Raw genomic sequence first — 25,969 nt, forward strand, 5'->3', positions numbered from 1 at the left:
ATCGGCTCGGCCCGGACGGTAATTGGCAGGCCGAGTAGGATGATCATCTGACACTGTGGTTCCGTGACGTCGGAGAAGGTATGGACCAGTCAGGCTTGGCGAGATTCCGCCGAGTCGTGGCTGGATGAGCAGCTCGCATCCCACGGGATCAGACGCACCGGCGAGCTGACCCAGCCGCGCGTGCGGCCGTGGGGGACTGTGCTCACCGCGCCGACGTCCGCTGGCGTGATCTGGATGAAGGCGCCGGGCCCGGAGGCGGCCTTCGAGGTCGGGTTGTACGAGGTACTCCGGGACATCGCGGCCGAGTGGGTGCTGGAACCGATCGCTCTCGACGTCGAACGCGGCTGGCTGGTCCTGCCTGACGGCGGCCCGACCGTGCGGCACGACCCGTACGAAAGCATGCTCAAGGTCCTGCCGCAGTACGGCGAGCTGCAGCGGCGGCTGTTTCCGCACGTCAACCGGCTGCTCGCGGCAGGTGTGCAGGACATGCGCGCGGACGTCATCCCGCAGCGGTTCGACGAGGCCGTGGCTACTGTCCGCAGGCGCCCGCACGAGCCGGAATTGGTCGACGAGATCGTGGCGCGCCGGGACGTGGTGGTCGAGCGGGCCGCGCAGCTCGCGGAAATGTCGATCCCGCCGAGCGTCGATCACAACGATCTGCACGTCGGGAACGTGTTCTTGGCCGGTAGACGGGCCAAGTTCTACGACTGGGGCGACAGCGTCATCGCGCATCCGCTCGCGAGCATGCTTGTCGTCGCGCAGACCATGGACGTGGATGAGGCGTCGATGCAAAGGCTGCGGGACAGCTATTTGGAGGCTTTCAGTGACCTTGCGACCCATCGCGAGCTCGTCGAACAGCTTGAGCTGGCGTGTTGGGTCGGCATTGTCGCGCGGACGTTGGTGTGGGATCGCGCGCTCGGCCCGAATCCGGCGAGATTCGCGTCCGCGCCGCTGGAAACGCTGTCGGGCATTAGGGTGACGCAATGGGCGATGAGGAGCGGGACGGCGTCAAGCTGACCAATCTGGACCAGTCGCTGTTCGAGGGCGCGACCAAACGGGACCTGGTCGACTACCTGGACGCCATGTCCGGCCGGATCATTCCGGTTCTCGCCGACCGGCCACTCACCGTGATGCGAATCCTGCGCGGCCAGGGGCCGTTCATGCAGAAGAACGTACCGAAGTACACGCCGTCGTTCGTGCCGACCGTGAAGCTGTGGGCCGAGTCGTCGCAGCGGACCGTGTCGTACGCGCTCTGCAACGACCGCCAAACCCTGCTGTGGTTCGGCAATCAGCGTGCGGTGGAGTATCACCCCGCGTTGATGACGGCAGGGGAGGATCATCCGACCCATATGATCCTCGACCTCGACCCGCCGGAAGGCGACTCGTTCGACCTTGTGGTCAAGGCCGCGCACCTGGTTCGCCAGGCACTGGCCGACTCCGGACTGCGAGGAACGGTGAAAACCAGTGGGGCCAAAGGTGTCCACATCTTCATCCCACTGGAACGGCACGGTATAGAAGATGTCGCCGCGGCGACCCGTGCCCTTGCCGCACGAGCCGAACGCATCGATCCAGCTTTGGCCACGACCGCGTTCATCCGGGAAGACCGGCACGGCAAGGTTTTCCTCGACTCCACGCGCGCGGGCGGCGCGACAGTGGTCGCGGCATACAGCCCACGGCTGCGCCCAGGCCTACCGGTTTCGTTCCCAATCCCTTGGGACGACTTGGAATCCGTATCGCCACGGGATTTCACCGTGCATAACGCCGTATCGCTGCTCGGGGACAGCGACCCATGGGCTGCGAACATGCCCGCGCCCCAACAGATTCCCGCCGACTTGATCGAAGAAGGCCACACCATCCCCATCGCCCGCGTCCAAGCGATGCACGAGGGCAAGCGCCGCAAGCGAGCCGCAGCTCAAGACTCGTGAGTGGTTATGCGTGTTCTAACCCGCCTAACCACTCACGAGGGGTGACCGGGTTGGGCAAGGGAGTGACTTTGCGCAACTCGATCGCGTCAGGCGTGACGTACGCGATCGCGTCGGGCAACTCCAACCAGAACGCGTGCAACTTCACCCCGGCCAAGGTGGCCGAGGCGATCACGGTGAACGCTTCCGACAGGAATGACGCGCGTGCGTCGTTCTCCAACTTCGGGACGTGCACGGACATCTTCGGGCCTGGCGTGGACATCACGTCATCGTGGATCACCAACGACACGGCGACCAACACGATCAGCGGAACCTCCATGGCCACACCACATGTGGCAGGTGGCGCGGCACTCTGGCTCGCTGATCACCCGAACGACTCGGCCGCCGCGGTGCACACCGCGCTCATCAACAACTCCTCGCTCGACAAGATCAGCAACCCGGGCACCGGTTCGCCGAACCGCTTGCTGTTCACCAACATCGGCGATCCTGGACCGGGCAACCCGTCGGTGACCAACCCGGGAAACCAGACCACAACCGTTGGTACCGCGGTGAACCTGCAACTCAACGCGTCCGGCGGAGCTCCGCCGTACACGTGGTCGGCCACCGGTTTGCCGCCTGGCCTAAGCATTTCCAGCGGCGGCTTGATCTCGGGCACGCCGACGACCGCAGGCACTTACAACGTGACCGCGACGGCCACGGACACCGCGACCAAGGCCGGTAGCGCGTCCTTCACGTGGACGGTCAACCCGGTCGGCGGCTGCACGGGCGCAGGCCAGAAGATCGCCAACTCCGGCTTCGAGTCCGGTGCCGCGAACTGGACTGCCACCAGCAACGTGATCGGGCAGCACGGTTCCGAGCAACCGGCACACGCCGGAACCTGGAGCGCATGGCTGAACGGCTACGGCTTCATCCGCACCGACCGGCTGTCGCAGTCGGTGACCATCCCGGCGGGCTGCACGTCCTATCGCCTGTCGTACTGGCTGCACATCGACTCGAATGAGACGACTGGGACCGTGCAGTACGACAAGCTGACGGTCCAGCTCGGCTCGAACACCCTGGCCACGTACTCCAACCTGAACGAGGCCGCCGGTTACCAGCAGCGCACCTTCGACGTCGGCGCCTACGCCGGCCAGACCGTGACGTTGACCTTCACCGGCACCGAGGACATCTCGCTGCAGACGTCGTTCGTCGTCGACGATGTCACGCTCGATGTGAGTTGACCCCAAGGAGTTGATGTTGGAAGCCCCGCGTGGATTCGTCCACGCGGGGCGCGGGTACGTAAGGGATATGGGTTCGGATGTCCAGGATGCGTTGATACGGACCGTGACCAAAGTGGCGAGCGCGCTTCGGCCGACCGGTGTGCGTTTCGCGTTGACCGGCGGCTGCGCTGTGTACGCGCGCGGCGGGCCGGAGACCGAGCATGACGTCGACATTCTGATTCTCGAGGAAGACGTGCCGACTGCCGTTCGGGCGTTGGTGAGCGAGGGCTTCCGGGCAGCGGACCCGCCAGAGGAATGGCTGACCAAGGTCTACGACGGCGACCGGCTGGTCGACCTGATTTTCCGGGCCAACGAACGCCAGGTCACGCCCGAGATGCTCGACGATGCCGAGGAGATCAGGGTCGGCCCGACGGTCATGCACGTCCAGCGCGCCACCGAGGTGATGGTCGGCAAGCTGCTCGCCCTTGAGGTCCACCGCTGCGACCTGGCGGCGTTGTTACCGATCGCGCGGGCGCTGCGGGAGCAGATCGACTGGCCTCGAGTGCGCGCGGAGACCGCGCAGTCGCCGTACGCCGAGGCTTTCCTGTTGCTGTGCGACCGGTTGGCCATCACGGACGATGAAGGGAAGCGGAGCGATGACCCAGCCGCAGTATCTGGTGGCGCGCCTGCGTACGACGTTGGCAGAGGATCCCAGAACGGCCGAGCAGGGCGTGCGCGTGACCGTGCGCGGTGACCACGTGGTGGTCAGCGGGGACGTCGCCACCGAGGAACGCCGTGCGGAAATCTCCGAGGTGATCAAGGACGTGGCACCGGAACTGGTGATCCACAACGACATCCGGGTCGTCGGAGCGGACGAGCCGACCAGGCGGGAGGAGCTGAGGTGATCAGGATCGCGGCAGTGGGTGACGTGCACCTTGGCGAGGACGCGCGCGGCCGCCTGCGTCCAGCCTTGGACAAGCTCGGCGACCACGCGGACGTCCTGCTCCTCGCGGGCGATCTGACCAGGCACGGAAGCCTGGACGAGGCACAGGTCGTCGCGGACGAGTTCGCCGACCTGCCGGTGCCGGTGATCGCGGTGCTCGGCAACCACGACTACCACAGCGACAAAGAGATCGAGATCGCGGATGTGCTGACCGAGCGCGGCATCCGAGTGCTCGAAGGAACGAATACGACGCTGCGGATCGGGAACTGCTCGCTCGGGGTCGGCGGGGTGAAGGGTTTCGGCGGTGGTTTCGCTGGCAAGTCGGGCAGCGTGTTCGGTGAGCGGGAGATGAAGGCGTTCATCCAGCACACGGTCGAGATCGCGGACCGGTTGCGGGCCACGTTGTCCGAACTGGACACCGACATCAAGATCGCTTTGACACACTACTCGCCGGTGGCGGACACGTTGCGCGGTGAGCCGCCGGAGATCTTCCCGTTTCTTGGCTGCTACCAGCTGGCCGAAGTGATCGACCAGACCAATGTGGACCTCGCGATCCACGGACACGCGCATTTCGGGACAGAGCAAGGCGTCACGGCAGGCGGCGTGCGCGTCCGCAACGTCGCCCAGCCCGTGATCGGCTCAGCCTTCGCCGTGTACTGCGTTGAGGGCGGGCAATAGCTCGCTCTGCGCGAATTCGAGGAAGCCGTCCTGGTGATCGCCGCCGATCTGCACGATCGCCAGGTCGGTGAACCCGGCGTCGGCGAACTGCTTGACCTGCTCGGCGATCGGCCGCACGTCCGGTCCACAAGGGATCGACTCGGCCACATCCTCCGGCCGCACGAACGAGGTCGCGGCGGCGAAGCTGGTTACGTCCGGCAGCTCGGCGTTGACCTTCCACCCGCCGCCGAACCAGCGGAACTGCTCGTGCGCACGCTTGATCGCGGCATCCCGATCGGGATCCCAGCACACCGGCATCTGCCCGATCTTGCGGCTCGGCGAGGACTTCTGCCCGTCCCACAGCTTGCACAGCCCAGGTTCCGGCTCGACCGCGATCATATGGTCAGCCAGCGGCGCGAAATGCGTGATCGACTGCTCGCCGGACACCGCGACACCGACGGGCGTCCGGACCGCCGGCAGATCCCACAGCTTTGCCGCGTCGACACGGAAATGCGTGCCGTTGTAGTTGAAGTAGCCGCCATCGAACAGACCGTGGATGATCTGCAACGCCTCCGCGAGCATCTCGTGGCGGACGTTCGCAGGCGGCCAACCGCGCCCGACAACATGCTCGTTGAGGTTCTCGCCTGAACCAACCCCAAGCGTGAACCTGTTGTCCGACAACAGTTGCATCGTTGCCGCCTGCTGTGCGACCACCGCTGGGTGGTAGCGCATGATCGGACAGGTCACATAAGTCATCAGTTCGACGCGTTCGGTGCACTGGGCGACCGCGCCCAGCACCGTCCACGCATTGGGCGCGTGCCCCTGCTCAGCGAGCCACGGAAAGAAGTGGTCGCTGGACACTTCGAAGGCGAATCCGGCGTTTTCGGCCTTCATCGCATGTTCGACCAGCTGTTTCGGACCGGCTTGCTCGGTCATCAACGTGTATCCGATACGCATGCGGGTTGGCTTCCCGTTGCCTGGGTACTCGAAACGAGACGCGAGAGGAGAGTGTGATGACGCGCGCACGCGAGATCATGACGCCCGATCCGACCTGTGTGCAGACCAGCCAGACTGTTCGGGACGCGGCGCAGCTGATGGCGGACAAGGGAGTCGGCGCACTGCCGATCTGCGGTGAGGACAACCGTCTCAAAGGGATGATCACCGACCGCGACATCGTGGTGAAGGTGCTTGCCGAGGGCAAGGACCCTCGTGCGGTCACCGCGGGCGAGCTTGCCCAGGGTGAGGCCGTGACCATCGGTGCCGACGACGAGGCCACCGAGATCATGAACACCATGGCCGAGCACAAGGTCCGCAGGCTGCCGGTGATCGACGGACACGACCTCGTCGGCATCATCAGCCAGGCCGACGTGGCCCGCGCACTGCCCGAACCGCAGGTCGGTGACCTGCTCGAAGCCCTTTCGGTGGACAGCTGATGACCGAGACCGTCGGCGACTACGTACTGCAACGGCTCCGGGACTGGCACATCGACCAGGTTTTCGGCTATCCCGGTGACGGCATCAACGGAATCGTGGCCGCGTTCGGCAAAGCGGACAACCGGCCACGTTTCGTCCAGTCGCGGCACGAGGAAATGTCAGCCTTGCAGGCGGTCGGCTATGCCAAGTTCAGCGGCAGGCCGGGCGTCTGCCTGGCGACATCGGGGCCAGGCGCGATCCACCTGCTCAATGGCCTTTACGACGCGAAGCTGGACCACGTTCCGGTCGTCGCGATCGTCGGCCAGACCGCCCGGACCGCCCGCGGCGGCAGCTACCAGCAGGAAGTCGACCTGCAATCGCTGGTCAAGGATGTCGCCAGCGAGTACTCGGTCGAGGTCACGGTCGCCGAACAGCTGCCCAACGCGCTGGACCGGGCGCTGCGCACAGCGATCACCCGTGGCGCGCCGACTGCCGTGATCATCCCCAATGATCTGCAGGAACAGCCCTACGAGCCGCCGAAGCACGAGTTCAAGCACGTGCCGTCGAGCAAGCCGGGGCTGGCGATGCCGAGCCTCGTTCCGCCGAACAAGGAGCTGGAACGGGCCGCGGAGGTGCTGAACGCGGGGGAGAAGGTCGCGATCCTGATCGGCCAGGGCGCCCGCGGCGCGACGCCCGAGATCCGCCAGGTGGCCGACATGACCGGCGCCGGCGTGGCGAAAGCATTGCTGGGCAAGGATGTTCTGGCTGACGACGTGCCGTACGTGACCGGCTCGATCGGTTTGCTTGGCACCCGCCCGAGCTACGAGATGATGCGCGACTGCGACACCTTGCTGATCGTCGGCTCGAACTTCCCCTACAGCCAGTTCCTGCCGGAGTACGGCAAGGCGCGGGCTGTTCAGATCGATGTGGACGGTACCCGGATCGGAATGCGTTACCCGACCGAGGTGAACCTGGTCGGTGACTCGCACACGACCCTTCGCGCGCTGCTTCCTTTGTTGCGGCGCAACGAAAAACGGGAGTGGCGGGAGAAGATCGAGAAGAACGTGCTCGACTGGTGGAAGACCATGGAACAACAGGCCATGGTCGAGGCCGATCCGATCAACCCGATGCGGATCGTGCACCGGACAATCTGATCGTCACGGCCGACTCGGGCTCGTCAACCAACTGGTACGCGCGCAACCTCAAGATGCGCGGCCAGATGCGCGGATCCTTGTCCGGCACGCTGGCCACAATGGGCGCCGGTGTGCCGTACGCGATCGGTGCGAAGTTCGCGCATCCGGACCGGCCTGTGGTCGCGTTGGTTGGTGATGGCGCGATGCAGATGAACGGGTTGGCCGAGCTGATCACGATCGCCCGGTACCAGGACCTGTGGGCGGACCGGCGTTGTGTGATCTGCGTATTCCACAACAACGACCTCAACCAGGTCACGTGGGAACTGCGGGCATTGGGCGGTGCGCCCAAGTTCGAGGAATCCCAGACGTTGCCGGACGTCAACTACGCGGCATTCGCGGCGTCACTCGGCTTGGTCGCGCTCAATGTGGACAAACTTGAGGACCTGGGTTCGGCCTGGGATCAGGCATTGGGCGCGGACCGGCCGTCGGTGATCGACGTGCGGTGTGACGCGGAAATCCCGCCGATCCCGCCACACGCCACGGCCGATCAGATCAAGTCGGTGACCGAGGCGATCCTCAAAGGCGACCCCAAGGGCGCCAAGATGGCATACGAGGGAATCAAGACCAAACTGGCCGAGCTGCTACCGAACTGAGTCCATTCCGGAGTAGTAGACCCCGACGCGGGTACACACTCCGGCAGCCAGATAGCTCGCACCAGCCAGAACAGTGGCAACCCTGCTGCGGCGGAGTAGAGACAGACCGGCTCCGGCGACTGTGAGCGCCTTCGCGGCGGTCAGCAGTCTGCTGGACCGGTACGTCTCAACTCGACGTTCCATCGCAGCCGAAGACCCTAGTTCCATTGCGCTGCCAATGAGCCCGAGCCGTACTGCGGGCTTCGATGACGCGGCAAGCAAAGAAGCCCCAGCGGCGCTCGTCATAGCGCTTCCGGCGAACACGAACGGCAGTTCGGGATAAGCCTGGTGCCAAGCGGGAACGGCCGTGTCGGCGAGCAGAACCGAAGTGTACGTACACATCGCGGGCCCGAGCACCCCGGCCGCCGCTCCGGAGAGCGTGCCGATCCGGCCGAACCGTCCACTCAGGTCGGTCGCCGCGGTCAAAGCTGTCAATCCGGAGAACGGCGCCAGGATCCATGAGCCGACGGACAGCGGTGAAGTCACCTTGAACACCCGCAGCATGTTCAGAAACCGTTCCGGGCGACCGAGATCGTTGATCAACGCGCCCACACTCGCCAGCGACCCAACGGCCGCCGCGATGCGAGCGGGCCGGACCAACTCGGGGTGACAGGCGATCTGGGCTCCCAATGCCAGCGAAGCCGACGCGCCTGCCATTCCGCCGAGGAACAGGTAGCCGGGAACGTCAGGGACCTTCCATACCGGTTTCTTGAGGATCGGCTTGCCGTAATAGCCCATCAGCGCCTCCCCAGGAACGACGCCGCGACCCCGGCGACGACGGCCAGCGCAGCGAACCCTGCCCGTTTCCACATGTCCGGCAGGTCCCTTGTGGTCACTACTGGATTCTCAGGTAGCCCGTAGACCTCGGGCTCGTCAAGCAACAGGAAGAACGCGCCAGCGCCACCGACCCCGTCGTCCGGGGAATGGCCGTACAACCGAGCATCGGTCTGGCCACGGGCATGCAGCTCGTCCAAGCGCTTGTCCGCACGTTCCCGCAACTCGTCCAGGGGTCCATAGTGGATGGACTCGGTGGGGCACGCGGTCGCACACGCAGGCATCAGGCCGTCGCCGATCCGGTCGTAGCACATCGTGCACTTCCAGGCGCGTCCGTCGTCCTCGCGGCGGTCGATCACACCGAACGGACAAGCGGGAACGCAGTACCCGCAACCGTTGCAGATATCGGCCTGCACGACAACCGTGTCGAATTCGGTCCGGAACAACGACCCGGTTGGACAGACGTCAAGACACCCGGCCTCGGTACAGTGTTTGCAGACATCGCTGGACATCAGCCAGCGGGTGTTGTCCTCAACGGTCTGTTCGATGAAGGCGACATGCCGCCAGGTGTTGGCGTTCAACGATCCCGTGTTGTCGTAGGACATGCCGAGCAGGTCCAGGCCGTCCGCGGGCACGTCGTTCCATGTCTTGCAGGCGACTTCGCAGGCCTTGCAGCCGATGCACACCGAGGTGTCGGTGAAGAAGCCCATTCGTTCGGTCATCCGCGCCTCCGGTATTCCGCGACGAGGTCGAGAAGTGCTTGCCCGCGTGGCCGCCTGCCCGGGATGATGTCGCAGGTCGCGGCCTTGGACTCCTGGATGTGGACGTTCGGGTCCATCGCGATGCCGAGAATGTCGTTGGCCGCGTCGCCAACGGACAGTCCATTCGGGCCCCAGTGGTACGGCAGGCCGACCTGATGGACCACTCGGCCACGCATCCGGAGCGGTTTCATCCGATGGGTCACCAAAACCTTGGCCTCGATGGCGGTCCGGGACGTGACGATCGTCGCCCAGCCTCGGTGTTCCAGCCCGCGTTCATCGGCCAGTTCAGGAGATACCTCGCAGAAGAACTCCGGCTGCAGCTCCGCCAGATACGGTAGTGTCCGGCTCATCCCGCCAGCAGTGTGATGCTCGGTCAGGCGATAGGTCGTGACTACGTAGGGAAATGCTGAGCCATTGTGCGGGTTTTCGGCGTGGTTGAAGGGCTGCAAGGTCGGGTTGGACTGCTGGCCGTACAACGCGTTCTGATAGGGCGATTCCAGCGGTTCGTAATGCGTGGGCAACGGTCCGTCGGCGAGCCCGGCGGGCGCGAAGAGCCACGCCTTGCCGTCGGTCTGCATGATGAACGGGTCGTCGCCGGCCAGGGCGTCCTGCGCTCGGGCGCCTTCCTCAGGCTGGAAATCCGGTGGTTTCGTCGGCTCGAAATCAGGCACATCCTCGCCGACCCAGCGGCGTTGCGAGGCATCCCACCAGACGTACTTCTTCCTTTCGCTCCAAGGCTTTCCCGAAGGATCAGCGGACGCGCGGTTGTAGATGATCCGCCGGTTGGCAGGCCACGCCCAACCCCATTCCGGCGCGACCCACGTCTGCTCCGAGCCGGGCTTACGCCGGGCAGCCTGGTTCACGCCGTCCGCCCGGACTCCACAGTAGATCCAGCACCCACAGGCCGTGGAGCCGTCCCCTTCCAGTTGGGTGTACGACGACAGCGGTCCTTCCGGGCCATTGCCGTTGATCTCTGCCAGCACAGAGTCCGCCGAAGGCTCGCCGAGCGGTCCTTCCTCGACGTAACTCCAGGTCAGGTGCTGCAACGGCAGGTCGCGAGGATCCTTGCTGTCCCGGACCTTGTGCCGGATCAGCTTGCCGAGGTGGTAGTAGAACCACAGGTCACTGCGGGCGTCGCCGGGCGGCTCGACCGCCTTGTGGTGCCACTGCAGAAGCCGTTGGGTGTTGGTGAAACTGCCGTCCTTCTCGGTATGCGCGGCCGCGGGCATGAAGAACACCTCGGTACCGATCTCTTCGGTGCGCAGCTCACCGGTCTCGATCTCCGGCCCGTTCCGCCAGAACGTGGCTGACTCGATCATCTGCAGGTCACGGACCACGAGCCAGTCCAAATTGGCCAGTCCGAGGCGTTGCATCTTGCCGTTGGCCGAGCCGACCGCCGGGTTCTCGCCGACCAGGAAATAGCCCTCGCACGCGCCCTTGATCTGCCGCAACACCGTGTCGTACGTGCCATGGTCGCCGGTCAGCCTTGGCAGATAGTCGAAGCAGAAGTCGTTGTCGGCCTTGGCATGTTCGCCCCACCAGGCTTTCAACAGGCTCACGGTGTAGCGGTCCATGTTGCCCCAGAACCCGGTCCGGCCTGCGTCGTTGGCCACAAAGGACTCAAGGTCGAGGTGCTCGCGCGCGTGCGGCATCGGGATGTAGCCCGGCAGGATGTTGAACAGCGTCGGAATGTCGGTGGATCCTTGAATGCTGGCGTGCCCGCGCAACGCGAGGATGCCGCCACCGGGGCGTCCGATGTTGCCAAGCAACGACTGCAGGATCGACGCGGTCCGGATGTACTGCACGCCAACGGAGTGCTGCGTCCACCCGACGGCATAGCACAATGCGGTTGTCCGATCCCGGCCCGAGTTGGCCGTGATCGCTTCCGCGACTGCCAGGAACTGCTCGGCTGGGACCCCGCAGACTTCTTCGACCATTTCGGGCGTGTACCGGGCGTAATGCCGTTTCAGGATCTGATAGACGCACCTCGGGTGCGTCAACGTTGGGTCGGTGTCCGGCTTGGCATCGATCACGGCCCCGCCGCTGCCGTGTTGCTCCGACTGTGCCGATTCCTGATGAGGTTCACCGCCGCCGGTCCGGTCGGACGGATCGCCAGCCTCGGCCTGCGCCTCCGCGCCCTGATACGCCCAACTCGAATGGTCGTAGACACGTTCGTCCTTGTTGTAGCCGGAGAACAGGCCGTCCAAGTCCTCGGTGTCCTGGAAATCCTCGTTGATCAGCGCGGCCGCGTTCGTGTACGCGACCACGTACTCACGGAAATCCTTCTCGTGCTGCAACACGTAGTTGACCAGCCCGCCGAGGAACGCGATGTCACTGCCCGCACGGATCGGCACGAACTCGTCCGCCACCGCACTGGTCCTGGTGAACCGCGGGTCGATGTGAATGACTTTTGCGCCACGGGCCTTGGCTTCCATCACCCACTGGAAGCCGACCGGGTGGCATTCGGCCATGTTCGACCCTTGAATCACGATGCAGTCCGCGTTCGCGAGGTCTTGCTGGAACGTCGTGGCGCCGCCGCGACCGAAGGAGGTCCCCAGACCGGGAACCGTTGAGGAGTGTCAAATACGGGCCTGGTTCTCGATCTGCACCGCCCCCAGCGCGGTGTAGAGCTTCTTCATCAGGTAGTTCTCTTCGTTGTCCAGCGTCGCGCCGCCGAGGCTGGCGAGGCCCATCGTGCGGCGCAGAGTCAGACCGTTCTCGTCTTGCTGCTGCCAGGTTTTGGCACGAGTGGCCAGTACCCGGTCGGCGATCATGTCCATCGCCGTGTCGAGGTCCAATTCCTCCCATTCGGTGCCGTGCGGCCGCCGGTAGAGGACTGTGGTGACGCGGGACGGGCTCGTGACCAATTGCTTGCTCGCGGAGCCTTTCGGGCACAGCCTGCCGCGCGAGATGGGGGAGTCGGGGTCGCCTTCGATCTGGGTGACTTTGCCCTGCGCCACGAACACTTTCTGACCGCAGCCAACCGCGCAGTATGGACAGATCGACTTGGTCACCGAGTCGGCTTCGGCTGTTCGAGGCGCCGTCCGTTCGGTGGCCGCGGAACGGACGGCTTTCCCTCGGCCCAGCGGGTCGTCGCCGGTGATCTGGCGGATCACCGGCCAGCTCTGAATCCACTGGCGCACGCCCATTTCATCCTACGGTACCCAGTGGACGCGTGGCGCGCAGATCGTACGCGTGCCGTCGGGATGGTGTTCGGTCACGCTGAGTGCGTCGAGCCGTTCGAGCAGGGGAATCACGACCCTGCGCGTGCTGCCTAGCGCTTGTTTGGCCTGGGTGGGCGTGAAGGGGCTGCCGGTGAGCGTCTTGATGGCCTGGTCCAGTGCGTCTGGCAGGAGTACGACACTGTCGGCGAGTTTGATCAGCGCGCCGGCCCGGACGGCGGCGGCGATTTCTTTCGGGCCGATTCCGAGTTCACGCAACTGACCCGCGTCGGGCGGGCGAAACGGCGTTTCCTTGAGGTGTGCCACGACTTGGTCGATCCCGGCTGGGAGCCGGACCGAGGTGGTGATGCGTCCTTCGTGGACGGTGAACCCGGCGCGACGGGCGAAAGTGGCCGCGAGAGCGATATCCGGGAGATCCAGCCGTTGGCGGAGTGCTTCGAGCGGCATCGGGCTGAGTGGATCCCATTTGTCCACTTCAGACCGCACAGTCGATGGTCCGCTTGCCGGGTCTGGCATCAGTGCCGCGGCCCGGTCGGCGTCGACATACCATCCGTCGGTCAATGCCATGTCCGGCTTTGACAACCCGAGCTTCCTGAGGTCCTCCGGCCGGAGGGATCCCTTCTTGGCCAGATGGAACGCGGTCAGATCCACCGCGGAACCGAGGTCTGCCGCCCGTCTCCGGGCATCACCGCGGCGGCTCAATGCGGGCGGATCGATGTCGAGCACGTCCGCGCCAGCCGCGATCTCGTGCCTGCCAGGATCGCGCAGCACTACCCGATCGCCGATCCTGAGTGGCAATGGAGTTCTCAGCCGCAGCCGAGCCGCGTGTGTACCGAGTGGACGGACGTGCACCGGGACCGCTGCCGAGCCGATGTGCAGCACCAAATGCCGGGTGAGTTCCGAGTGGACCCGGACGTCCACGACTGTCGTTTCAGTCCACGCGTCCGGAGTGCACAGTGCGTCGCCGTGCCGGATCGCCGACCGCTCGACACCTCTCAGGTTGAGGGCCACCCTGGCGACCGCGGTCACGCGTTGGGCCTGCCTGCCCAGCGTGTGGATGCCTTTCACCCGCACGGTCCTCGACCCGACGACGAGTTCGTCGCCAACCGAGATGGTTCCGGCCGCGAGTGTCCCAGTGACTACGGTTCCCGCGCCGTCGATCGTGAAACTGCGATCGATCCAGAGCCGGACGTCCGCCTGAGTGTCCGGTTGCGGCAGCCGCAGATCCGTCAGCGTGGCACGGAGTTCCTCGATGCCGTGGTCCGGACTCACGATCACGGCAGGGAAATCGAGGTACTGCTGGGCTTGACCAAGCGCTGGTTCGGGATCTGCGAGATCTGCTCGCGTGATCACCAGGATCCCGTGCCGCACCTGCAGAGCTTCAAGGACAGCAAGGTGTTCGGCGGACTGCGGCATCCAGCCGCCATCCGCGGCGACCACGAACATCACCGCGGGCACCGGGCCGACACCGGCCATCATCGTGCCGACGAACCGCTCGTGCCCTGGCACGTCCACGAACGCGAACTCGGTGTCGCCGATCGTGGTCCACGCGAAGCCGAGGCCGATCGTCAGGCCACGCCTGCGTTCCTCAGCCCATCGGTCCGGCTCCATCCCGGTGAGCCTGCGGACCAGCGTCGACTTGCCGTGATCCACGTGCCCGGCGGTCGCGATCACATGCACGCCAGCACCGCCGCGATCAGCTTCTCGTCGTCCTCAGGTGGCACTGTCCGCAGGTCAAGCAGACAACGGCCGCGTTCGACGCGCCCAACCACCCGGTGCTGCCGGAGTTTGACCGAGAGGTGTTCCGGCAGGCTGATCGCCAAGCTTGGCAGTTCGACGCCTGGCGCGCCGCCGCCACCAATCACGGCCGTGGATTGCACGATCTGCGAACCGGGCAACCGTCGCTGGATCGCCTGTGCCCGGCCAAGGTCCACTTCGGTGTCCAAAGCGGACACAACCGGCGGCGGAGGACCGTGCAGCGTCGCTTCCAAGGCCGCCAGCGTCAGTTTGTCCACTCTCAAAGCCCGAGCGGCGGGGTGGCGCCGGAGTTTCTCGACGAGGTCCACGTCGCCGAGCAGCAGACCGGCCTGTGGGCCGCCCATGAGCTTGTCGCCACTCGCCGTCACCAGGTTTGCCCCGGCACGCAGCACGCTCGTGGCGTCCGGTTCGTCCGGAAGCAGCGGATGTGGGCGGAGCAGGCCGGATCCGATGTCCACGACAAGCGGAATACCCAGCCCGGCAAGGGATGACACAGGCACGTCCGCGGTGAATCCGGCGATCTTGAAGTTGGACGGATGGACCTTGAGCACGAATCCCGTCTGCTCGGTGACGGCATCTTGGTAGTCCCGCGGGCTTGTCCGGTTTGTCGTGCCGACTTCACGCAGCCGCGCGCCGGTCGACGCCAGCAACTCGGGGATCCGGAAACCGTCGCCGATCTCGACCAGTTCACCCCGGCTGATCACGATCTCCTTGCCCGGTGCCAAAACCATGGCCGTCAGCAGCAGCGCGGCCGCGTTGTTGTTCACCACGTGCACACCGCCCGCGTTCGGAACGGCTTCGTGGAGCGCCTGCAGCGCGCCCCGGCCTCTTTTGGCGCGTTGGCCGGTTCGCAGGTCGAATTCGACGTCCGTGGTGCCCGCGGCCAGCACCAACGCGTCTCTTGCCGTCTGGGAAAGCGGTGCCCGGCCGAGGTTGGTGTGCACGAGCACGCCCGTCGCGTTGATCACCGGCTGCAGGCTGGTCGCGCCCCACGGCAGGCCGGTGATCGCTTCGTCGATCACGTGTTCCGGCTCGATCTCGCCGCTGCGAGCCTTGGTCTGTGCGGCCAGCACGGACTTCTTGACCAGAGGCTTGCCGAGCAGGTCGATCGCTTTGGCCAGCCGTGGATCCGCCAGGACGGTGTCCGTGCCGGGGATGTCACGGCGCCGGTCGGTCATCTGTGCGGTCCAGGGTGGCGGAGGCGGACGGGAATCGAACCCGCCAGCGACAGGTCCTGCCGCTCGACGGTTTTGAAGACCGAGCCGGTCACCAGACCGGATACGCCTCCCTGGACCATGCGCTCATCCTGCCAACTCCGGCCGTGCTCGGCAGGATGAAGCAATGACCAGGCTGACCCAGTACGCACACGGCGGCGGCTGCGCGTGCAAGATCCCACCGGGCGAACTCGAACAGATCGTGGCAGGCCTGCACGGCACAGGGGACGCGGAACTCCTGGTCGGCGTGGACACCGGCGACGACGCGGCGGCCGTGCGGATCGCCGGGGGAGTGGCGTTGATCGCGACGACCGATTTCTTCACCCCGGTCGTGGACAATCCGTACGACTGGGGCCGAATCGCGGCGGCGAACGCGTTGTCCGACGTGTACGCGATGGGCGGACGCCCGGTGCTCGCGTTGAACCTGCTCTGCTGGCCTCGTGATGTGTTGCCGATGGATCTTGCCCGCGAGGTGCTTCGAGGCGGGCTGGATGTGGCTGCCAAGGCGGGCTGCCATGTCGCTGGCGGACACAGCGTCGACGATCCGGAGCCCAAGTACGGCATGGCAGTTAGCGGGCTAGCCGACCCGGAATGGCTGCTGCGTAACGATGCCGGGGTCGCGGGAATGCCGTTGTCGCTGACCAAACCCCTGGGTATTGGCGTGCTCAACTCGCGGCACAATGCGACCGGCACAGAGTTTCCGCAGGCAGTCGAGGCCATGACCACCCTCAACCGAGACGCCTCGGAAGCGGCATTGGCAGCCGGAATCACGGCAGCCACGGACGTCACAGGCTTCGGACTGCTGGGACACACTTATAAGCTGGCTCGCGCCAGCTGTGTCACCGCCGTGATCGACTCAGCCGCCGTGCCATATCTGGAAGGCGCCCGGGAGGCGCTGCGCGATGGGTACGTCAGCGGTGGCAGTCGCCGTAACCTCGATTGGGTCCGGCCGCACACCGATCTGTCTACTGTGGACTCGGGTGAAGCATTGCTGCTCGCCGACGCCCAGACATCAGGCGGATTGTTGCTCGCCGGAGAGATTCCTGGCGCTCCGGTGATCGGCGAACTGGTTCCCAGACAGGAAAAAGTCGTGGTCGTGCGCTGAGGTCTGTCGATTCGCTGTCGGTTCGTGCTGTTCTGCCGCAATAACGGGCAAGATTCCGCCTATGGCTGAACGAACGATTCGCTTGAACGGTAAGCAGGTCTCGGGCCCGTACCGGTCAGTGGGAACCAGTGAAAGCCAGGCCTCCGAGCAATTGCTGTACTGGCTGCGGGAACGCCACGGCCAGCACGGTCCACGTTTCGGCTGCGGTGTCTCGCAATGCGGTGCGTGCACCGTGCTCGTCAACGGCGATCCGGTGCGGTCGTGCACACGTCAGCTGCACACCGTGCCAGAGCAAGCCGAAGTCCGGACACTGGACGGTTTGCGCGCGCACCCTTTGCAGCGCGCGTTCGTGGAGGTTCAGGCCGGGCAGTGCGCGTTCTGTGTGAACGGCATGGTAATGGGTGTTCTTGGTTGGCTTGAAAGCCGGATAGCCAGCGGAAACCGTACTGTGCCGTCGGATGACGAGATCAAAGATTTTCTGTCTGGGGCGTTGCCGGACAACGACGACAACTACATCTGCCGGTGTGGCACGCATACCCGCATCGTCAGAGCTGTCTCCTTGGCGGCGAAGGAGATGCTCCGATGATCGGGCGCCGGAAATTCCTCACTGGCGTTGTGGCGGTCGGTTTCACCCTCAGTTCGGCGCGTCCGGCTGGCCGGATCCGCGTGACCGCTGTCGGCGCGCCTGCCGCGGCAACCGAGTCCTGGCTCGTGCTCACCAGCGAGAAAATCACCTTGTACAGCGGAAAAGTCGATCTCGGCACCGGTATCCGGACCGCGTTGACCCAGATCATGGTCGAGGAACTGCGCCTCGGTGTGGCGGACGTGGACTACGTCGAAGGTGACACGTTGCTTGCCGTCGGCCAAGGCGGTTCGACCGGGTCCAAGAGCATCCAGAACGGCGGAGTCCAGCTGCGCCAGGCCGCTGCGACAGCTTTCAGTGAGCTTCGGCGCCGCGCCGGCTTGTACTTCAACGTCGATCCGGCACGGCTGCGGGCCGAACACGGTGTGTTCCGGTTCGGCGAACGAACAGTCCGCTACGCGCGCCTGCTGGCAAGCGAAGTCACCGTACTGCCGTTGAATCCGAGCGTTTCTCTTGTACCGCCTGCCGAGTATGTCGTGGTTGGAAAGCCTGTTCGACGGGTTGACCTACCTGGCAAGCTAGCCGCGACTTTCCAGTATCTGCAGGATGTTTCGTTGCCGGGAATGCTGCACGGGCGCGTGGTTCGCCCGCCTGGCCGCAATTCCCGCGATCCGGTGATCGGTGATGTCGACCGGGCTCGTGCCCTCGAAGGCTTTGTCGATGTGGTTCACCGGGATCGGTTCATCGGTGTGGTCGCGACATCGGAGTGGATCGCGGCCCGTGCCGCCGCGCCTGCCACCGGGATCACCGTCAGCTGGACGCCGGGTCCAGTGCTGATCCCGCAGGCATCGTTGCCTGACGCGCTGCGGGACCCGGTCAACCACTACCGGACGGTTGTCGAGATCCCCGCCGATCTCGATCCACTGTTCGCGGCGGGGCCGACTGTGCTGGAAGCCAAGTACTTCACGCCTTTCCACATGCACGGTTCGATGGGGCCGTCGTTGGCGGTGGCCGATGTCCGTGTGACACCGGATCCGGCAACCGGAATCCAGGCCACGATCTGGTCGAGCACCCAGAACGTCACCGAACTCCGTGGCACGCTCGCCCAGTTGCTCGAGCTCGATCCGGCCAGAATCCGTGTCATATTCACGGAATCGTCCGGCTGCTATGGCCACAATGGAGCCGACGACTGTGCTGCCGACGCGGCGCTACTGTCGCAAGCTGTCGGCCGACCGGTGCGAGTGCAATGGACGCGGCAGAACGAACACGGCTGGGAACCTCTTGGCGCAGCACAGGCCCACGACATGAAAGGCGCGGTCGGGCCCACGGGAATCACCGCTTGGTCGCACGTCAACTTCGCGCCGCCAGCCAACAGCAGGCCTTCGCGGACCAACGCGGGAACGCTGCTGGCGGGTGCGTTGGCAGGACGGCTGCCCGCACCGCTGCCTGCGTCCTCAGTGAACTCATCGGGACGCAACGCGCCTGTCACATACGGCTTTCCGCAACGCGTCGAAGCGCGACTGGTGAAAAGCTTCGAAACCACCGGCCCTGACTCGGCGCAACCAGTGGCACCGTTGACCTATCGGCTACCGAGGTCCACGGCTCTGCGATCACTCGGCGGATTCTCCAACAGCTTTGCCAACGAGAGCTTCTTCGACGAACTGGCCCACGCCGCCGGGCACGATCCATTGGAACTGCGGATCGCCTCGTTGCCGGATCCACGTGGCGTGGCGGTCTGCGAGGCGCTGCGAGATACGTGGCGTGGCAGGCCATCCGGTCCTGGAATCGGTGCGGGAGTGGCGTTCCAGCAGTACGAGGTCGAGAACGCCTATGTGGCTGTGTACGTGGAGGTGCGCGTCGAGACCGAGCGGATTCGGGTGACCAGGGTCGTGGTCGCGCACGACTGCGGCTTGATCGTGAACCCGGACGGCCTGCGTAACCAGATCGAAGGCAACGTCGTACAGGGGATCAGCCGCACGCTGAAGGAGCAGGTGCACTACACCGCCGACCGGGTCACCTCGGTGGTCTGGCAGAGCAGCCAGTTCAACCCCGGCCCGCAGTACGAGGTGCTGCGGTTCAACGAAGTCCCGGTGATCGAGACGATCCTGATCAACCGCGTCGACCAGCCACCGCTCGGCGCGGGCGAACCAGCGATCGGCCCAATGCCCGGCGCGATCGGCAACGCGGTGTTCGCCGCAACCGGCAAGCGGATCCGGACGTTGCCGCTCACTTTGTAGGGCTGTTGCGTACTGCCCATTCGGCAAGCGCGGACAGCGGCACCAACAGGCTCTGGCCCAGCGGCGTGAGGCTGTACTCGACACTCGGCGGAACGCTCGGGAACACCTCACGCCGCACAAGCTTGTCATCTTCGAGTATTCGGAGGGTGCGCGTGAGCATGCGTTGACTGATGCCCTCGATTGAGCGGTGCAGCTCGTTGTACCGGTAGGCCCGGTTGCCGAGCATGATCACGACCAACATGCTCCACTTGTCGCCGATCCGCTGGAACAGGCCGTTCACCGGGCAGACCGCGAGCTCATCCCGCGGCACAGGATTCGGCAATTCGTGCGCGAGGACGGCAGGCACATCGGTGTTCGTACCGGACATCAAACTGCCTTCTTTCGCACGTCGTCGCCTGCCACCCACGATAGGTGCACCACCCCAGCTTAGGAGGATTCGTGCGCAAGACCGTGGTGATCAGTGGCGGAACCGACGGCATGGGCCGCGCCACCGCGCTTGAGCGGATCGCACGCGGTGACCGTGTGATCGTGATCGGCAGCAATCCGGGCAAGGCCGTCGAAGGCGCACAGTTCCTGCAGGCAGATCTCTCGTCGGTCAAGGAGGTCGTGCGCGTCGCGGGCGAAATTACCGGGCCGATCGACGCCTTGGCGCTGTTCGCCAACCGGACGCAAGCCAAACGCGTGGAGACGCCGGAAGGATTGGAATACACGTTCGCGCTGTACTACCTGAGCCGCTATTTGCTGGGGGAGTTGCTGCTGCCGCAACTGGAGGCCAGCCCGCAGCCGGTGATCATCAATGTCGCTGGTGTCGGCACGAAGGCCGGGCGGGTCCACTGGGACGACATGCAACTGGAACGTAAATACGGCGTGATCACGGCCCAGTTGCAGGCCGGGCGCGCGAACGATTTGCTCGGCGTGTCGTTCGCGGCCTTGGGCCGCCGGACCCGGTACGTGCACTACCACCCGGGATTCACCCGCAGTGGCAGCGACAATCCCGTGATCAAGCTGTTGGCCAAGTTCTTCGCGCGAGAAGTGGCCGAATCCGTGCGGCCGGTTGTGTCCTGGATCTCCACACCACCATCCGCGCCGCTGACGGCTAATGACCGAGGGAAGGACGTTCCGTTGTCCCTGAAGACGTTGTCGCCGCACGACGCTGCCCGCCTCGACGCGCGTACCAAAGACTTAGCAGCGCTGGCAGACCTGTACTGATCATGAGCACGGCCTGTACTTCGAGCAGCCTGGTCAGGCTCCACACGTCGGCAAGCGGACCGGCGATGAGCATCCCGATCGCCTGGAACAGCGCCATGAACGCCATGGTCGACGCCAGCACCCGGCCCGATTTCTCCGGCACGCCAGCGGTCTGCAGGACCGTGATCGACCCCGACATGAAGAAAATGCCTGGCGCGCCTGTGATTCCGAACAGAACAAAGTAGACCGGAAGGCTGGTGGTCAGCGCGGGCATGTGCCAGATCGTGAACGTCATCACCCCCACGCCCAACCCGCCGACCGCGCACATGATCTCCGGCGATATCCGCCTGACCAAGGACGCGCCGATCGCCAACCCGGCAATGAGCCCACCGATTGCCTGAACCCCGCGTAACAACCCGACTTCCGCCTCGCCACCGCCAAGCGGCCCGGTCACGAACACCACGAACAGAACCAGGAACATGCCCTGCGCCAACGAACCCAGCGCCAACGTCAAACCGATGGTCTTCAACCGTCGCTCACGCCGGAACTCAGCCAGCCCGTCCAACCACGCTCGCCAGATCCGGTGCCGCAGCTTGGGTGCTGCCCGCACCTCAAACTTCTTCAGCAGCAACGCTGTTGTCAGCGCCAGCAATATGAGATAGCTGATGACCACAGTGGACAGGCCGCCGGTGGCGAGCGTGATGCCGCCGAGTGAACTGCCGAGCAGACGTGCACCGCTGCTGTTGAAACCCATCCACCCGTTGGCCGCGACAACTTTGCCCTTGGCGACCACGTACGGAACCAAGGCGGTGCGCGCGGGCTCGAATAAGGTCGCGGCCGCGGACTGGCTGACCATCACGACGTAGATCAACCAAGCGGAGTCCGTGACCAGCAACGGAACCGCGGCCAACGCCTGCCCAAGGCTGACAAGAGACAGCGTCCGCCCGCGATCCCAGCGATCGGCCACGAACCCGGCGACCGGACTGAGCAGGATCATCGGCAGAACGCCTGCGACCATGGCCAACGCGGTGGAGCTGGCCGATCCGGTCGCCTGGTAGATGAACACGGGAAGGGCGATCTGGAGCATCCACTCGGCGCACTCGCAGAACAAGCTCGCGAGCCACAACCGAGCGAATGCCCTGGTCATGAGCTCGGTTGCCCGTCAGCCTCGGCCCTCGGGCTCATGTGCACCGGCCGGTCATCACACCCTCACTGGGAAGAACCCTTTCGAGAAAGATGCTTTCAACTCATGGCCGATGTCAAGGCACGGCTTACGGGACCCCGAGCAGTCGGAGTCCGGCGGCCGTGCCCGCGGCGGCGATCACGACGATGACGAACGGAACCTTGCGCCAAGCCAGCACGCCGCCGACAAGCACACCGGCAGGCCGGGCATAACCCGCGAACCCATGCCCATCGATGAACGTCGAAACGGCTACAAGTGCCGAAAACAGCACGGCCACCCCGACCATCATCACCCGCTGGACCCGAGGCGAAATCTCTACTCGCGCCCGCAAAGCCGGACCGGCGAGCCGGAGCGCGAACGTACCCACGCCAAGCAGAACCACCGCCACGATCACGCCGCCACCGTCCGTCGGCCGAAGCTCGCAACCACCCCGAGCAAAGCGAGCAGCGCGGGCACCCCCGCAGGGACGAACGGCGCGGTCGCCAACGCGATGACCACGCCGACGGACACCGCGCGAAGCGTTGGAGCGTCCTTCAGGGACGGCAGCACGAGCGCGAGCAACACCGCGGGGAACGCGGCGTCCAACCCGAAGGCGTCCGTGTTACTGATGACAGTTCCGCCGAACGCGCCGAGTAGGGTGCCCGCATTCCAGCAAAGGAACAGGCCGATGCCACATACCCAGAACGCGGCTCGTCGCTGCCGTGGATCCTCCTGGGGCACGGTGAACGCGGTCACTTCGTCGGTGGTGATGTGGGCGCCAAGCAGACGGGTGCCCCAGCCTTTGCCCATCGCGTCACTGACCGCGAAGCTCAGCGGCAGCAGCCGGGTGTTTACGAGCAGACCGGTGATCACGGCCGCGATCGGATTGCCGCCCGAGGCGATGACCGCGACGAACATGAACTGGGAGGCGCCGGCGAACACGACCACCGACATGAGCATCGCCAACCACACCGGCAGGCCCGAGCCGACCGCGATCGCGCCGAATGACGCACCGACGAATCCGCAGGCCACGCACACTAACGCGATGTCTCGCGCCAGCTCTCGATCCAGGGTTCTCCATAACGAACGCATCGACCGTTATGCTGGACGCTAGGCGAAGCGTTTGTCAAGACGAACGAACGTACCGATGGAGCGAACGATGGCCCAATCTCCCGCCCAACTCTCGGTGATCTCCGTGATCGCGGCGTCCCTGCAACGCGAGCGCCGCCGCGCCGGACTGTCCCTCGCCGAGCTCGCACGCCGGGCCGGAGTCGCGAAATCCACCTTGTCCCAGCTCGAATCCGGCACTGGGAACCCGAGCGTGGAAACCCTCTGGGCGCTCTGTGTCGCGCTGGACGTGACGTTCGCCCAGATCGTCGAGCCGCCCGAGCCCAAGGTACACGTGATCCGCGCGAACGAAGGCCCGACGATCGCCTCCGAACACGCGGACTACGTTGCCAAGGTCTTGTCGGCCTGCCCGCCGAACGCGCGTCGAGACCTGTACCTCGTCACGGCCCAGCCGGGAACGGCCCGCGAATCAGCTCCGCACCGCGCCGGAACGTACGAGCATGTCGTCCTCAGCACCGGCCGCGCGCTGACCGGTGTGCTGGAGAACCTGGTCGAGATCGGGCCCGGTGATTACGTCGGCTACCCCGGCGATGTGCCGCACATCTTCAAGGCACTGGAACCCGACACGGTCGCGGTGATGGTGTCCGAGTCCGTCTGAGTTGTGCTCGATCACAAAAGCGCTGGGTCGATTGTGGAAACTCTCCTGGTTCTCGCCGTCCGCGGCCACTTCATCATGTGATGAGCACGTTACGACGGAGTAATCGTGGAGGTCACCGATGCGTGTGCTTGTGGCAGGTCTTGTGGTTGCGGCCGTCGTGTCGAGCGGGGGAGTGGCTGCGGCCGAGCCGCTCGAATACGTCGCCATGGGCGATTCGGCCGCGGCGGGACCGCTGATTCCGACGCAGGACCCGAACCTGCTGTGCCTGCGGTCCAATCGCAACTATCCGGCTGTCGTGGCCGACGCACTGGGCGCCGAACTCACCGACGTCACGTGTTCCGGTGCCGTCACCGACGACTTCGCAGGTAGCCGGTTCGGGATTCTGCCGCCCCAGTTCGACGCGCTGCGGCCGAGCACGGATCTGGTGTCGGTGACGATCGGTGCCAACGACATCGGCCTGTTCGGCGCGGCTTTGAGCTGCATCAACTTCCTGCCAGAGCCTGCGGGCGTGTCGTGCGCGGACCGTCTCGGCAACGGTCCCGCGAAGGCAGTGGACGCGTGGACATCGGAGTTCAGTGCGGCGCTCGCGGAGATCCGGCGCCGGGCTCCACATGCGACAGTCCTCGTCACGGGCTACGGAACCTATGTGCGGCCTGGCGGTTGCTATCCACGGCAACCGGTGTGGGCGCGTGACGCGGACTACCTGCAGGGCGTGATGAACAAGGTCAGCGCGGTGGCCAAAGCGCAGGCCACCAAGAACGGTGCGAGGTTCGTTGACTTCGCGGCCGTCACGGTTGGTCACGACATCTGTGCGGATCCTGCTGACCGGTACCTCGAAGGTCTCGTCCCGACGGCTCCGGCCGCTCCGCTGCACCCGAACGCCCAGGGTATGGCCGCGTTCGGCAAGGCGGTCACGGCCGCTGCCCGGTAACCAACGTGCTCGATCCGGCGACTGCTCAACCGCCGGATCGCAGCAGGCCGGTATGGCCGGTCATCGGCGGATGAACCGCCGTTCCCGCGCTGAGTGTCAGGCGGGCGGCCAGCGCGGCCTGCAGCAGGCTCACGTCCGAGGTTCTGGTGGCGTCAAGGCCGGTGAGTTCCAGGATTTTGCGCAGCCGGTAGTCCACAGTGTTCGGATGAACGTGCAATTCGGTTGCTGTGGAACGCCTTCCGCTGGAACGCAGGAACGTCGTCAGCGTCTGCATCAGCTCCTCGTTGCCTTCCAGCGGGCGCAGCACCGCGGCGAGGCGGTCGAGTGCCTCACTCGGCCGGGAAAGCTGGTATTCGAGCAGAACGTCGTCGAGTTGGTACACGCCAGGCGGTTTGCCGTAACGGATGGCCACATCCAGCACCTGCCTGGCAACTGCCAGCGCCGCCGCGACACCATCGGGACCGGCGGCGGCGACTCCCGCGGTGAGATCGGCGCCGGCGACCCGGCTGATGTCGGCGATCATCCGGCGCGGCCAGACCCAGTCCCGTGTGGACAACTCGGCCGCCGGTTTCGTACACGGCAGCAGGATGATTCCGCCCTCGGGAGTCAACGACGACAACACCGGGCCACGGGAGTGGCGTTCCAGTTCGGCCCGTGCCCGGCGCAGCTTGCGGCGCCCGGCGACGGCGGCGTCCACATCGGACGCTGTCTCGTCCGGGTGCGTGTCGAAGACCAGTGCCACGACGAAGAAGCACGGTGGCATCCGCAGACCTGCCTGCCCGGCCGCGATGTCGGCTGAGGCGCCGTTCACCAGCGCGGTGAGCAGTGTGTGCCGTGCGGAGTGTTCGTCGTCGAACATCGTCTGGCGTTCGTCGAGATATCCGGCGCCGACCGCGGGTGTCACGAGTTGGAGAAAACCCAGCGCCAGTGTGTTGACCGCCATCACGTCGTGCACCTCCTCCGGCCGGACCTCGGGCGTCATCGAACTCCACAGCACCTGGATACCGATGTGGTACGCGGTGAGCACCACGTCGATCGGAATGCCCTCCTCCGCCCTGCGCGCGGCGGATTCGCGGAAGAACTCCAGGTCCTCAGCGGTGGGCAGTTGCCGGGTACGCAGCACTGTCGCGAAAGCCCGCAGGGTCTGCTCGATCACGCCGGTGATGTCCCCGCTGAGTGCTTCGGCAGGCAACACGCGATAGGCCGGGATCCGCTTGGTGACCTCGGCGAGGACGAGCTCGGTGTACGCGGGCAGATCCGCGGTCAGCCGCTCGTGCAGTGGGCGCCCGCCAAGAACGAAGGGTGCTTTGTCATCCATTACAAACACCGGATCGAAATATTGGGAAATCGCCCACATCGCCTCCCGTGTTTAGTGATCAATCATTACACG

General features: G+C 65.3%; 24 protein-coding genes, 1 tRNA gene and 1 pseudogene. 14 read left to right on the top strand and 12 right to left on the bottom strand.

Annotation, left to right across the window (positions count from 1 at the left end; translation table 11 throughout):
* Window positions 1-63: 63 nt before the first annotated feature.
* The 6 genes from LWC34_RS06805 (at window position 64) to LWC34_RS06830 (ending at window position 4,742) form a co-directional block, all read left to right on the top strand.
* Window positions 64-1,017: a phosphotransferase gene (locus tag LWC34_RS06805; protein WP_233723767.1), complete on the top strand. Its 954-nt coding sequence runs from the start codon at window positions 64-66 to the stop codon at window positions 1,015-1,017.
* On the top strand, window positions 984-1,925 hold the full coding sequence (locus LWC34_RS06810) for a DNA polymerase domain-containing protein (RefSeq protein WP_233723769.1): 942 nt from the start codon (window positions 984-986) through the stop codon (window positions 1,923-1,925). Before LWC34_RS06805 ends, LWC34_RS06810 begins: the two co-directional genes overlap by 34 nt.
* 68 nt (window positions 1,926-1,993) lie before the next feature.
* Entirely contained in the window at window positions 1,994-3,142 is a 1,149-nt protein-coding gene (locus LWC34_RS06815) for a S8 family serine peptidase (RefSeq protein WP_233723771.1), read from the top strand.
* Window positions 3,143-3,155: 13 nt separating this feature from the next.
* Entirely contained in the window at window positions 3,156-3,875 is a 720-nt protein-coding gene (locus LWC34_RS06820) for a nucleotidyltransferase (RefSeq protein WP_308199982.1), read from the top strand.
* A complete protein-coding gene (locus LWC34_RS06825; RefSeq protein WP_308199983.1) occupies window positions 3,859-4,026 on the top strand; it encodes a hypothetical protein in 168 nt (55 codons plus the stop codon). The genes LWC34_RS06820 and LWC34_RS06825 overlap by 17 nt, the downstream gene beginning before the upstream one ends.
* Window positions 4,023-4,742: a metallophosphoesterase family protein gene (locus LWC34_RS06830; protein WP_233723781.1), complete on the top strand. Its 720-nt coding sequence runs from the start codon at window positions 4,023-4,025 to the stop codon at window positions 4,740-4,742. Before LWC34_RS06825 ends, LWC34_RS06830 begins: the two co-directional genes overlap by 4 nt.
* On the opposite strand, the gene LWC34_RS06835 is transcribed toward LWC34_RS06830, so the two are convergent.
* Window positions 4,704-5,678: a TIGR03557 family F420-dependent LLM class oxidoreductase gene (locus LWC34_RS06835; RefSeq protein WP_233723783.1), complete on the bottom strand. Its 975-nt coding sequence runs from the start codon at window positions 5,676-5,678 to the stop codon at window positions 4,704-4,706. The two genes, LWC34_RS06830 and LWC34_RS06835, sit on opposite strands and share 39 nt — an antisense overlap.
* Before the next feature lie 56 nt (window positions 5,679-5,734).
* On the opposite strand from LWC34_RS06835, the gene LWC34_RS06840 reads away from it, so the two are divergent.
* Together LWC34_RS06840 and LWC34_RS06845 are read left to right on the top strand one after the other, a co-directional pair.
* The gene (locus LWC34_RS06840; protein WP_233723785.1) at window positions 5,735-6,154 is read left to right on the top strand and encodes a CBS domain-containing protein; all 420 of its coding nucleotides are present in this window, start codon (window positions 5,735-5,737) and stop codon (window positions 6,152-6,154) included.
* Window positions 6,154-7,919: pseudogene (locus tag LWC34_RS06845) on the top strand (thiamine pyrophosphate-requiring protein). The gene LWC34_RS06840 and the pseudogene LWC34_RS06845 overlap by 1 nt, the downstream one beginning before the upstream one ends.
* Here the strand turns inward: LWC34_RS06845 and nrfD are convergent.
* The 6 genes from nrfD to LWC34_RS06875 all read right to left on the bottom strand — a co-directional run bounded on the left by nrfD (window position 7,908) and on the right by LWC34_RS06875 (window position 15,721).
* Window positions 7,908-8,696, bottom strand: a complete 789-nt coding sequence (gene nrfD / locus LWC34_RS06850) for an NrfD/PsrC family molybdoenzyme membrane anchor subunit (protein WP_233723787.1) — start codon at window positions 8,694-8,696, stop codon at window positions 7,908-7,910. The pseudogene LWC34_RS06845 and the gene nrfD sit on opposite strands and share 12 nt — an antisense overlap.
* Window positions 8,696-9,454 (bottom strand): 4Fe-4S dicluster domain-containing protein, encoded by a 759-nt coding sequence (locus LWC34_RS06855; RefSeq protein WP_233723789.1) that lies wholly within the window; start codon window positions 9,452-9,454, stop codon window positions 8,696-8,698. Before LWC34_RS06855 ends, nrfD begins: the two co-directional genes overlap by 1 nt.
* Entirely contained in the window at window positions 9,451-12,642 is a 3,192-nt protein-coding gene (fdh, locus tag LWC34_RS06860) for a formate dehydrogenase (protein WP_233723791.1), read from the bottom strand. The genes LWC34_RS06855 and fdh overlap by 4 nt, the downstream gene beginning before the upstream one ends.
* Before the next feature lie 6 nt (window positions 12,643-12,648).
* The gene (gene selB / locus LWC34_RS06865; protein WP_233723793.1) at window positions 12,649-14,355 is read right to left on the bottom strand and encodes a selenocysteine-specific translation elongation factor; all 1,707 of its coding nucleotides are present in this window, start codon (window positions 14,353-14,355) and stop codon (window positions 12,649-12,651) included.
* On the bottom strand, window positions 14,346-15,611 hold the full coding sequence (selA, locus tag LWC34_RS06870; RefSeq protein WP_233723802.1) for an L-seryl-tRNA(Sec) selenium transferase: 1,266 nt from the start codon (window positions 15,609-15,611) through the stop codon (window positions 14,346-14,348). Before selA ends, selB begins: the two co-directional genes overlap by 10 nt.
* 15 nt (window positions 15,612-15,626) lie before the next feature.
* A tRNA-Sec gene (locus tag LWC34_RS06875) sits at window positions 15,627-15,721 on the bottom strand.
* Between the two features lie 53 nt (window positions 15,722-15,774).
* Between LWC34_RS06875 and selD the strand changes: the two genes are divergently transcribed.
* The 3 genes from selD to LWC34_RS06890 all read left to right on the top strand — a co-directional run bounded on the left by selD (window position 15,775) and on the right by LWC34_RS06890 (window position 19,572).
* Window positions 15,775-16,752 (top strand): selenide, water dikinase SelD, encoded by a 978-nt coding sequence (gene selD, locus LWC34_RS06880; protein WP_233723804.1) that lies wholly within the window; start codon window positions 15,775-15,777, stop codon window positions 16,750-16,752.
* Between the two features lie 61 nt (window positions 16,753-16,813).
* Window positions 16,814-17,338: a (2Fe-2S)-binding protein gene (locus tag LWC34_RS06885; protein ID WP_233723806.1), complete on the top strand. Its 525-nt coding sequence runs from the start codon at window positions 16,814-16,816 to the stop codon at window positions 17,336-17,338.
* The gene (locus LWC34_RS06890) at window positions 17,335-19,572 is read left to right on the top strand and encodes a xanthine dehydrogenase family protein molybdopterin-binding subunit (protein ID WP_233723808.1); all 2,238 of its coding nucleotides are present in this window, start codon (window positions 17,335-17,337) and stop codon (window positions 19,570-19,572) included. Before LWC34_RS06885 ends, LWC34_RS06890 begins: the two co-directional genes overlap by 4 nt.
* On the opposite strand, the gene LWC34_RS06895 is transcribed toward LWC34_RS06890, so the two are convergent.
* A complete protein-coding gene (locus LWC34_RS06895; protein ID WP_233723810.1) occupies window positions 19,562-19,939 on the bottom strand; it encodes a winged helix-turn-helix transcriptional regulator in 378 nt (125 codons plus the stop codon). The genes LWC34_RS06890 and LWC34_RS06895 overlap by 11 nt on opposite strands.
* Window positions 19,940-20,010: 71 nt before the next feature.
* On the opposite strand from LWC34_RS06895, the gene LWC34_RS06900 reads away from it, so the two are divergent.
* Entirely contained in the window at window positions 20,011-20,781 is a 771-nt protein-coding gene (locus tag LWC34_RS06900; RefSeq protein ID WP_233723812.1) for an SDR family NAD(P)-dependent oxidoreductase, read from the top strand.
* Here LWC34_RS06900 and LWC34_RS06905 read toward each other — a convergent pair.
* From LWC34_RS06905 to LWC34_RS06915, 3 genes are all read right to left on the bottom strand, one after another.
* Window positions 20,669-21,907, bottom strand: a complete 1,239-nt coding sequence (locus LWC34_RS06905) for an MFS transporter (protein WP_233723814.1) — start codon at window positions 21,905-21,907, stop codon at window positions 20,669-20,671. The genes LWC34_RS06900 and LWC34_RS06905 overlap by 113 nt on opposite strands.
* Window positions 21,908-22,031: 124 nt before the next feature.
* A complete protein-coding gene (locus LWC34_RS06910) occupies window positions 22,032-22,337 on the bottom strand; it encodes an AzlD domain-containing protein (protein ID WP_233723816.1) in 306 nt (101 codons plus the stop codon).
* Complete coding sequence (locus LWC34_RS06915; RefSeq protein ID WP_233723817.1) at window positions 22,334-23,014, bottom strand: AzlC family ABC transporter permease; 681 nt, start codon at window positions 23,012-23,014, stop codon at window positions 22,334-22,336. Before LWC34_RS06915 ends, LWC34_RS06910 begins: the two co-directional genes overlap by 4 nt.
* 67 nt (window positions 23,015-23,081) lie before the next feature.
* On the opposite strand from LWC34_RS06915, the gene LWC34_RS06920 reads away from it, so the two are divergent.
* A complete protein-coding gene (locus tag LWC34_RS06920) occupies window positions 23,082-23,648 on the top strand; it encodes a helix-turn-helix domain-containing protein (RefSeq protein ID WP_233723819.1) in 567 nt (188 codons plus the stop codon).
* A gap of 118 nt (window positions 23,649-23,766) precedes the next feature.
* Window positions 23,767-24,579 (top strand): SGNH/GDSL hydrolase family protein, encoded by an 813-nt coding sequence (locus LWC34_RS06925; RefSeq protein ID WP_233723820.1) that lies wholly within the window; start codon window positions 23,767-23,769, stop codon window positions 24,577-24,579.
* A 25-nt stretch (window positions 24,580-24,604) separates the two neighbouring features.
* Here LWC34_RS06925 and LWC34_RS06930 read toward each other — a convergent pair whose 3' ends face one another.
* Window positions 24,605-25,897, bottom strand: coding sequence for a PucR family transcriptional regulator (locus tag LWC34_RS06930; protein WP_233723822.1), 1,293 nt, complete (start codon window positions 25,895-25,897; stop codon window positions 24,605-24,607).
* Window positions 25,898-25,969: the final 72 nt, after the last annotated feature.

The sequence above is a fragment of the Kibdelosporangium philippinense genome, from assembly GCF_021390435.2.
Classification (GTDB): domain Bacteria; phylum Actinomycetota; class Actinomycetes; order Mycobacteriales; family Pseudonocardiaceae; genus Kibdelosporangium; species Kibdelosporangium philippinense.

Bases quoted from the DNA above. Each gene is read 5' to 3' on its own strand.
- LWC34_RS06925 (WP_233723820.1), top strand. From the start codon at position 23,767: ATGCGTGTGCTTGTGGCAGGTCTTGTGGTTGCGGCCGTCGTGTCGAGC.
- LWC34_RS06840 (WP_233723785.1), top strand. From the start codon at position 5,735: ATGACGCGCGCACGCGAGATCATGACGCCCGATCCGACCTGTGTGCAG.
- nrfD (WP_233723787.1), bottom strand. From the start codon at position 8,696: ATGGGCTATTACGGCAAGCCGATCCTCAAGAAACCGGTATGGAAGGTC.
- LWC34_RS06810 (WP_233723769.1), top strand. From the start codon at position 984: ATGGGCGATGAGGAGCGGGACGGCGTCAAGCTGACCAATCTGGACCAG.
- LWC34_RS06820 (WP_308199982.1), top strand. From the start codon at position 3,156: ATGTTGGAAGCCCCGCGTGGATTCGTCCACGCGGGGCGCGGGTACGTA.
- LWC34_RS06835 (WP_233723783.1), bottom strand. From the start codon at position 5,678: ATGCGTATCGGATACACGTTGATGACCGAGCAAGCCGGTCCGAAACAG.
- LWC34_RS06905 (WP_233723814.1), bottom strand. From the start codon at position 21,907: ATGACCAGGGCATTCGCTCGGTTGTGGCTCGCGAGCTTGTTCTGCGAG.
- selA (WP_233723802.1), bottom strand. From the start codon at position 15,611: ATGACCGACCGGCGCCGTGACATCCCCGGCACGGACACCGTCCTGGCG.
- LWC34_RS06920 (WP_233723819.1), top strand. From the start codon at position 23,082: ATGGCCCAATCTCCCGCCCAACTCTCGGTGATCTCCGTGATCGCGGCG.
- LWC34_RS06855 (WP_233723789.1), bottom strand. From the start codon at position 9,454: ATGACCGAACGAATGGGCTTCTTCACCGACACCTCGGTGTGCATCGGC.
- selD (WP_233723804.1), top strand. From the start codon at position 15,775: ATGACCAGGCTGACCCAGTACGCACACGGCGGCGGCTGCGCGTGCAAG.
- LWC34_RS06930 (WP_233723822.1), bottom strand. From the start codon at position 25,897: ATGGATGACAAAGCACCCTTCGTTCTTGGCGGGCGCCCACTGCACGAG.
- LWC34_RS06895 (WP_233723810.1), bottom strand. From the start codon at position 19,939: ATGTCCGGTACGAACACCGATGTGCCTGCCGTCCTCGCGCACGAATTG.
- LWC34_RS06890 (WP_233723808.1), top strand. From the start codon at position 17,335: ATGATCGGGCGCCGGAAATTCCTCACTGGCGTTGTGGCGGTCGGTTTC.
- LWC34_RS06885 (WP_233723806.1), top strand. From the start codon at position 16,814: ATGGCTGAACGAACGATTCGCTTGAACGGTAAGCAGGTCTCGGGCCCG.
- LWC34_RS06915 (WP_233723817.1), bottom strand. From the start codon at position 23,014: ATGCGTTCGTTATGGAGAACCCTGGATCGAGAGCTGGCGCGAGACATC.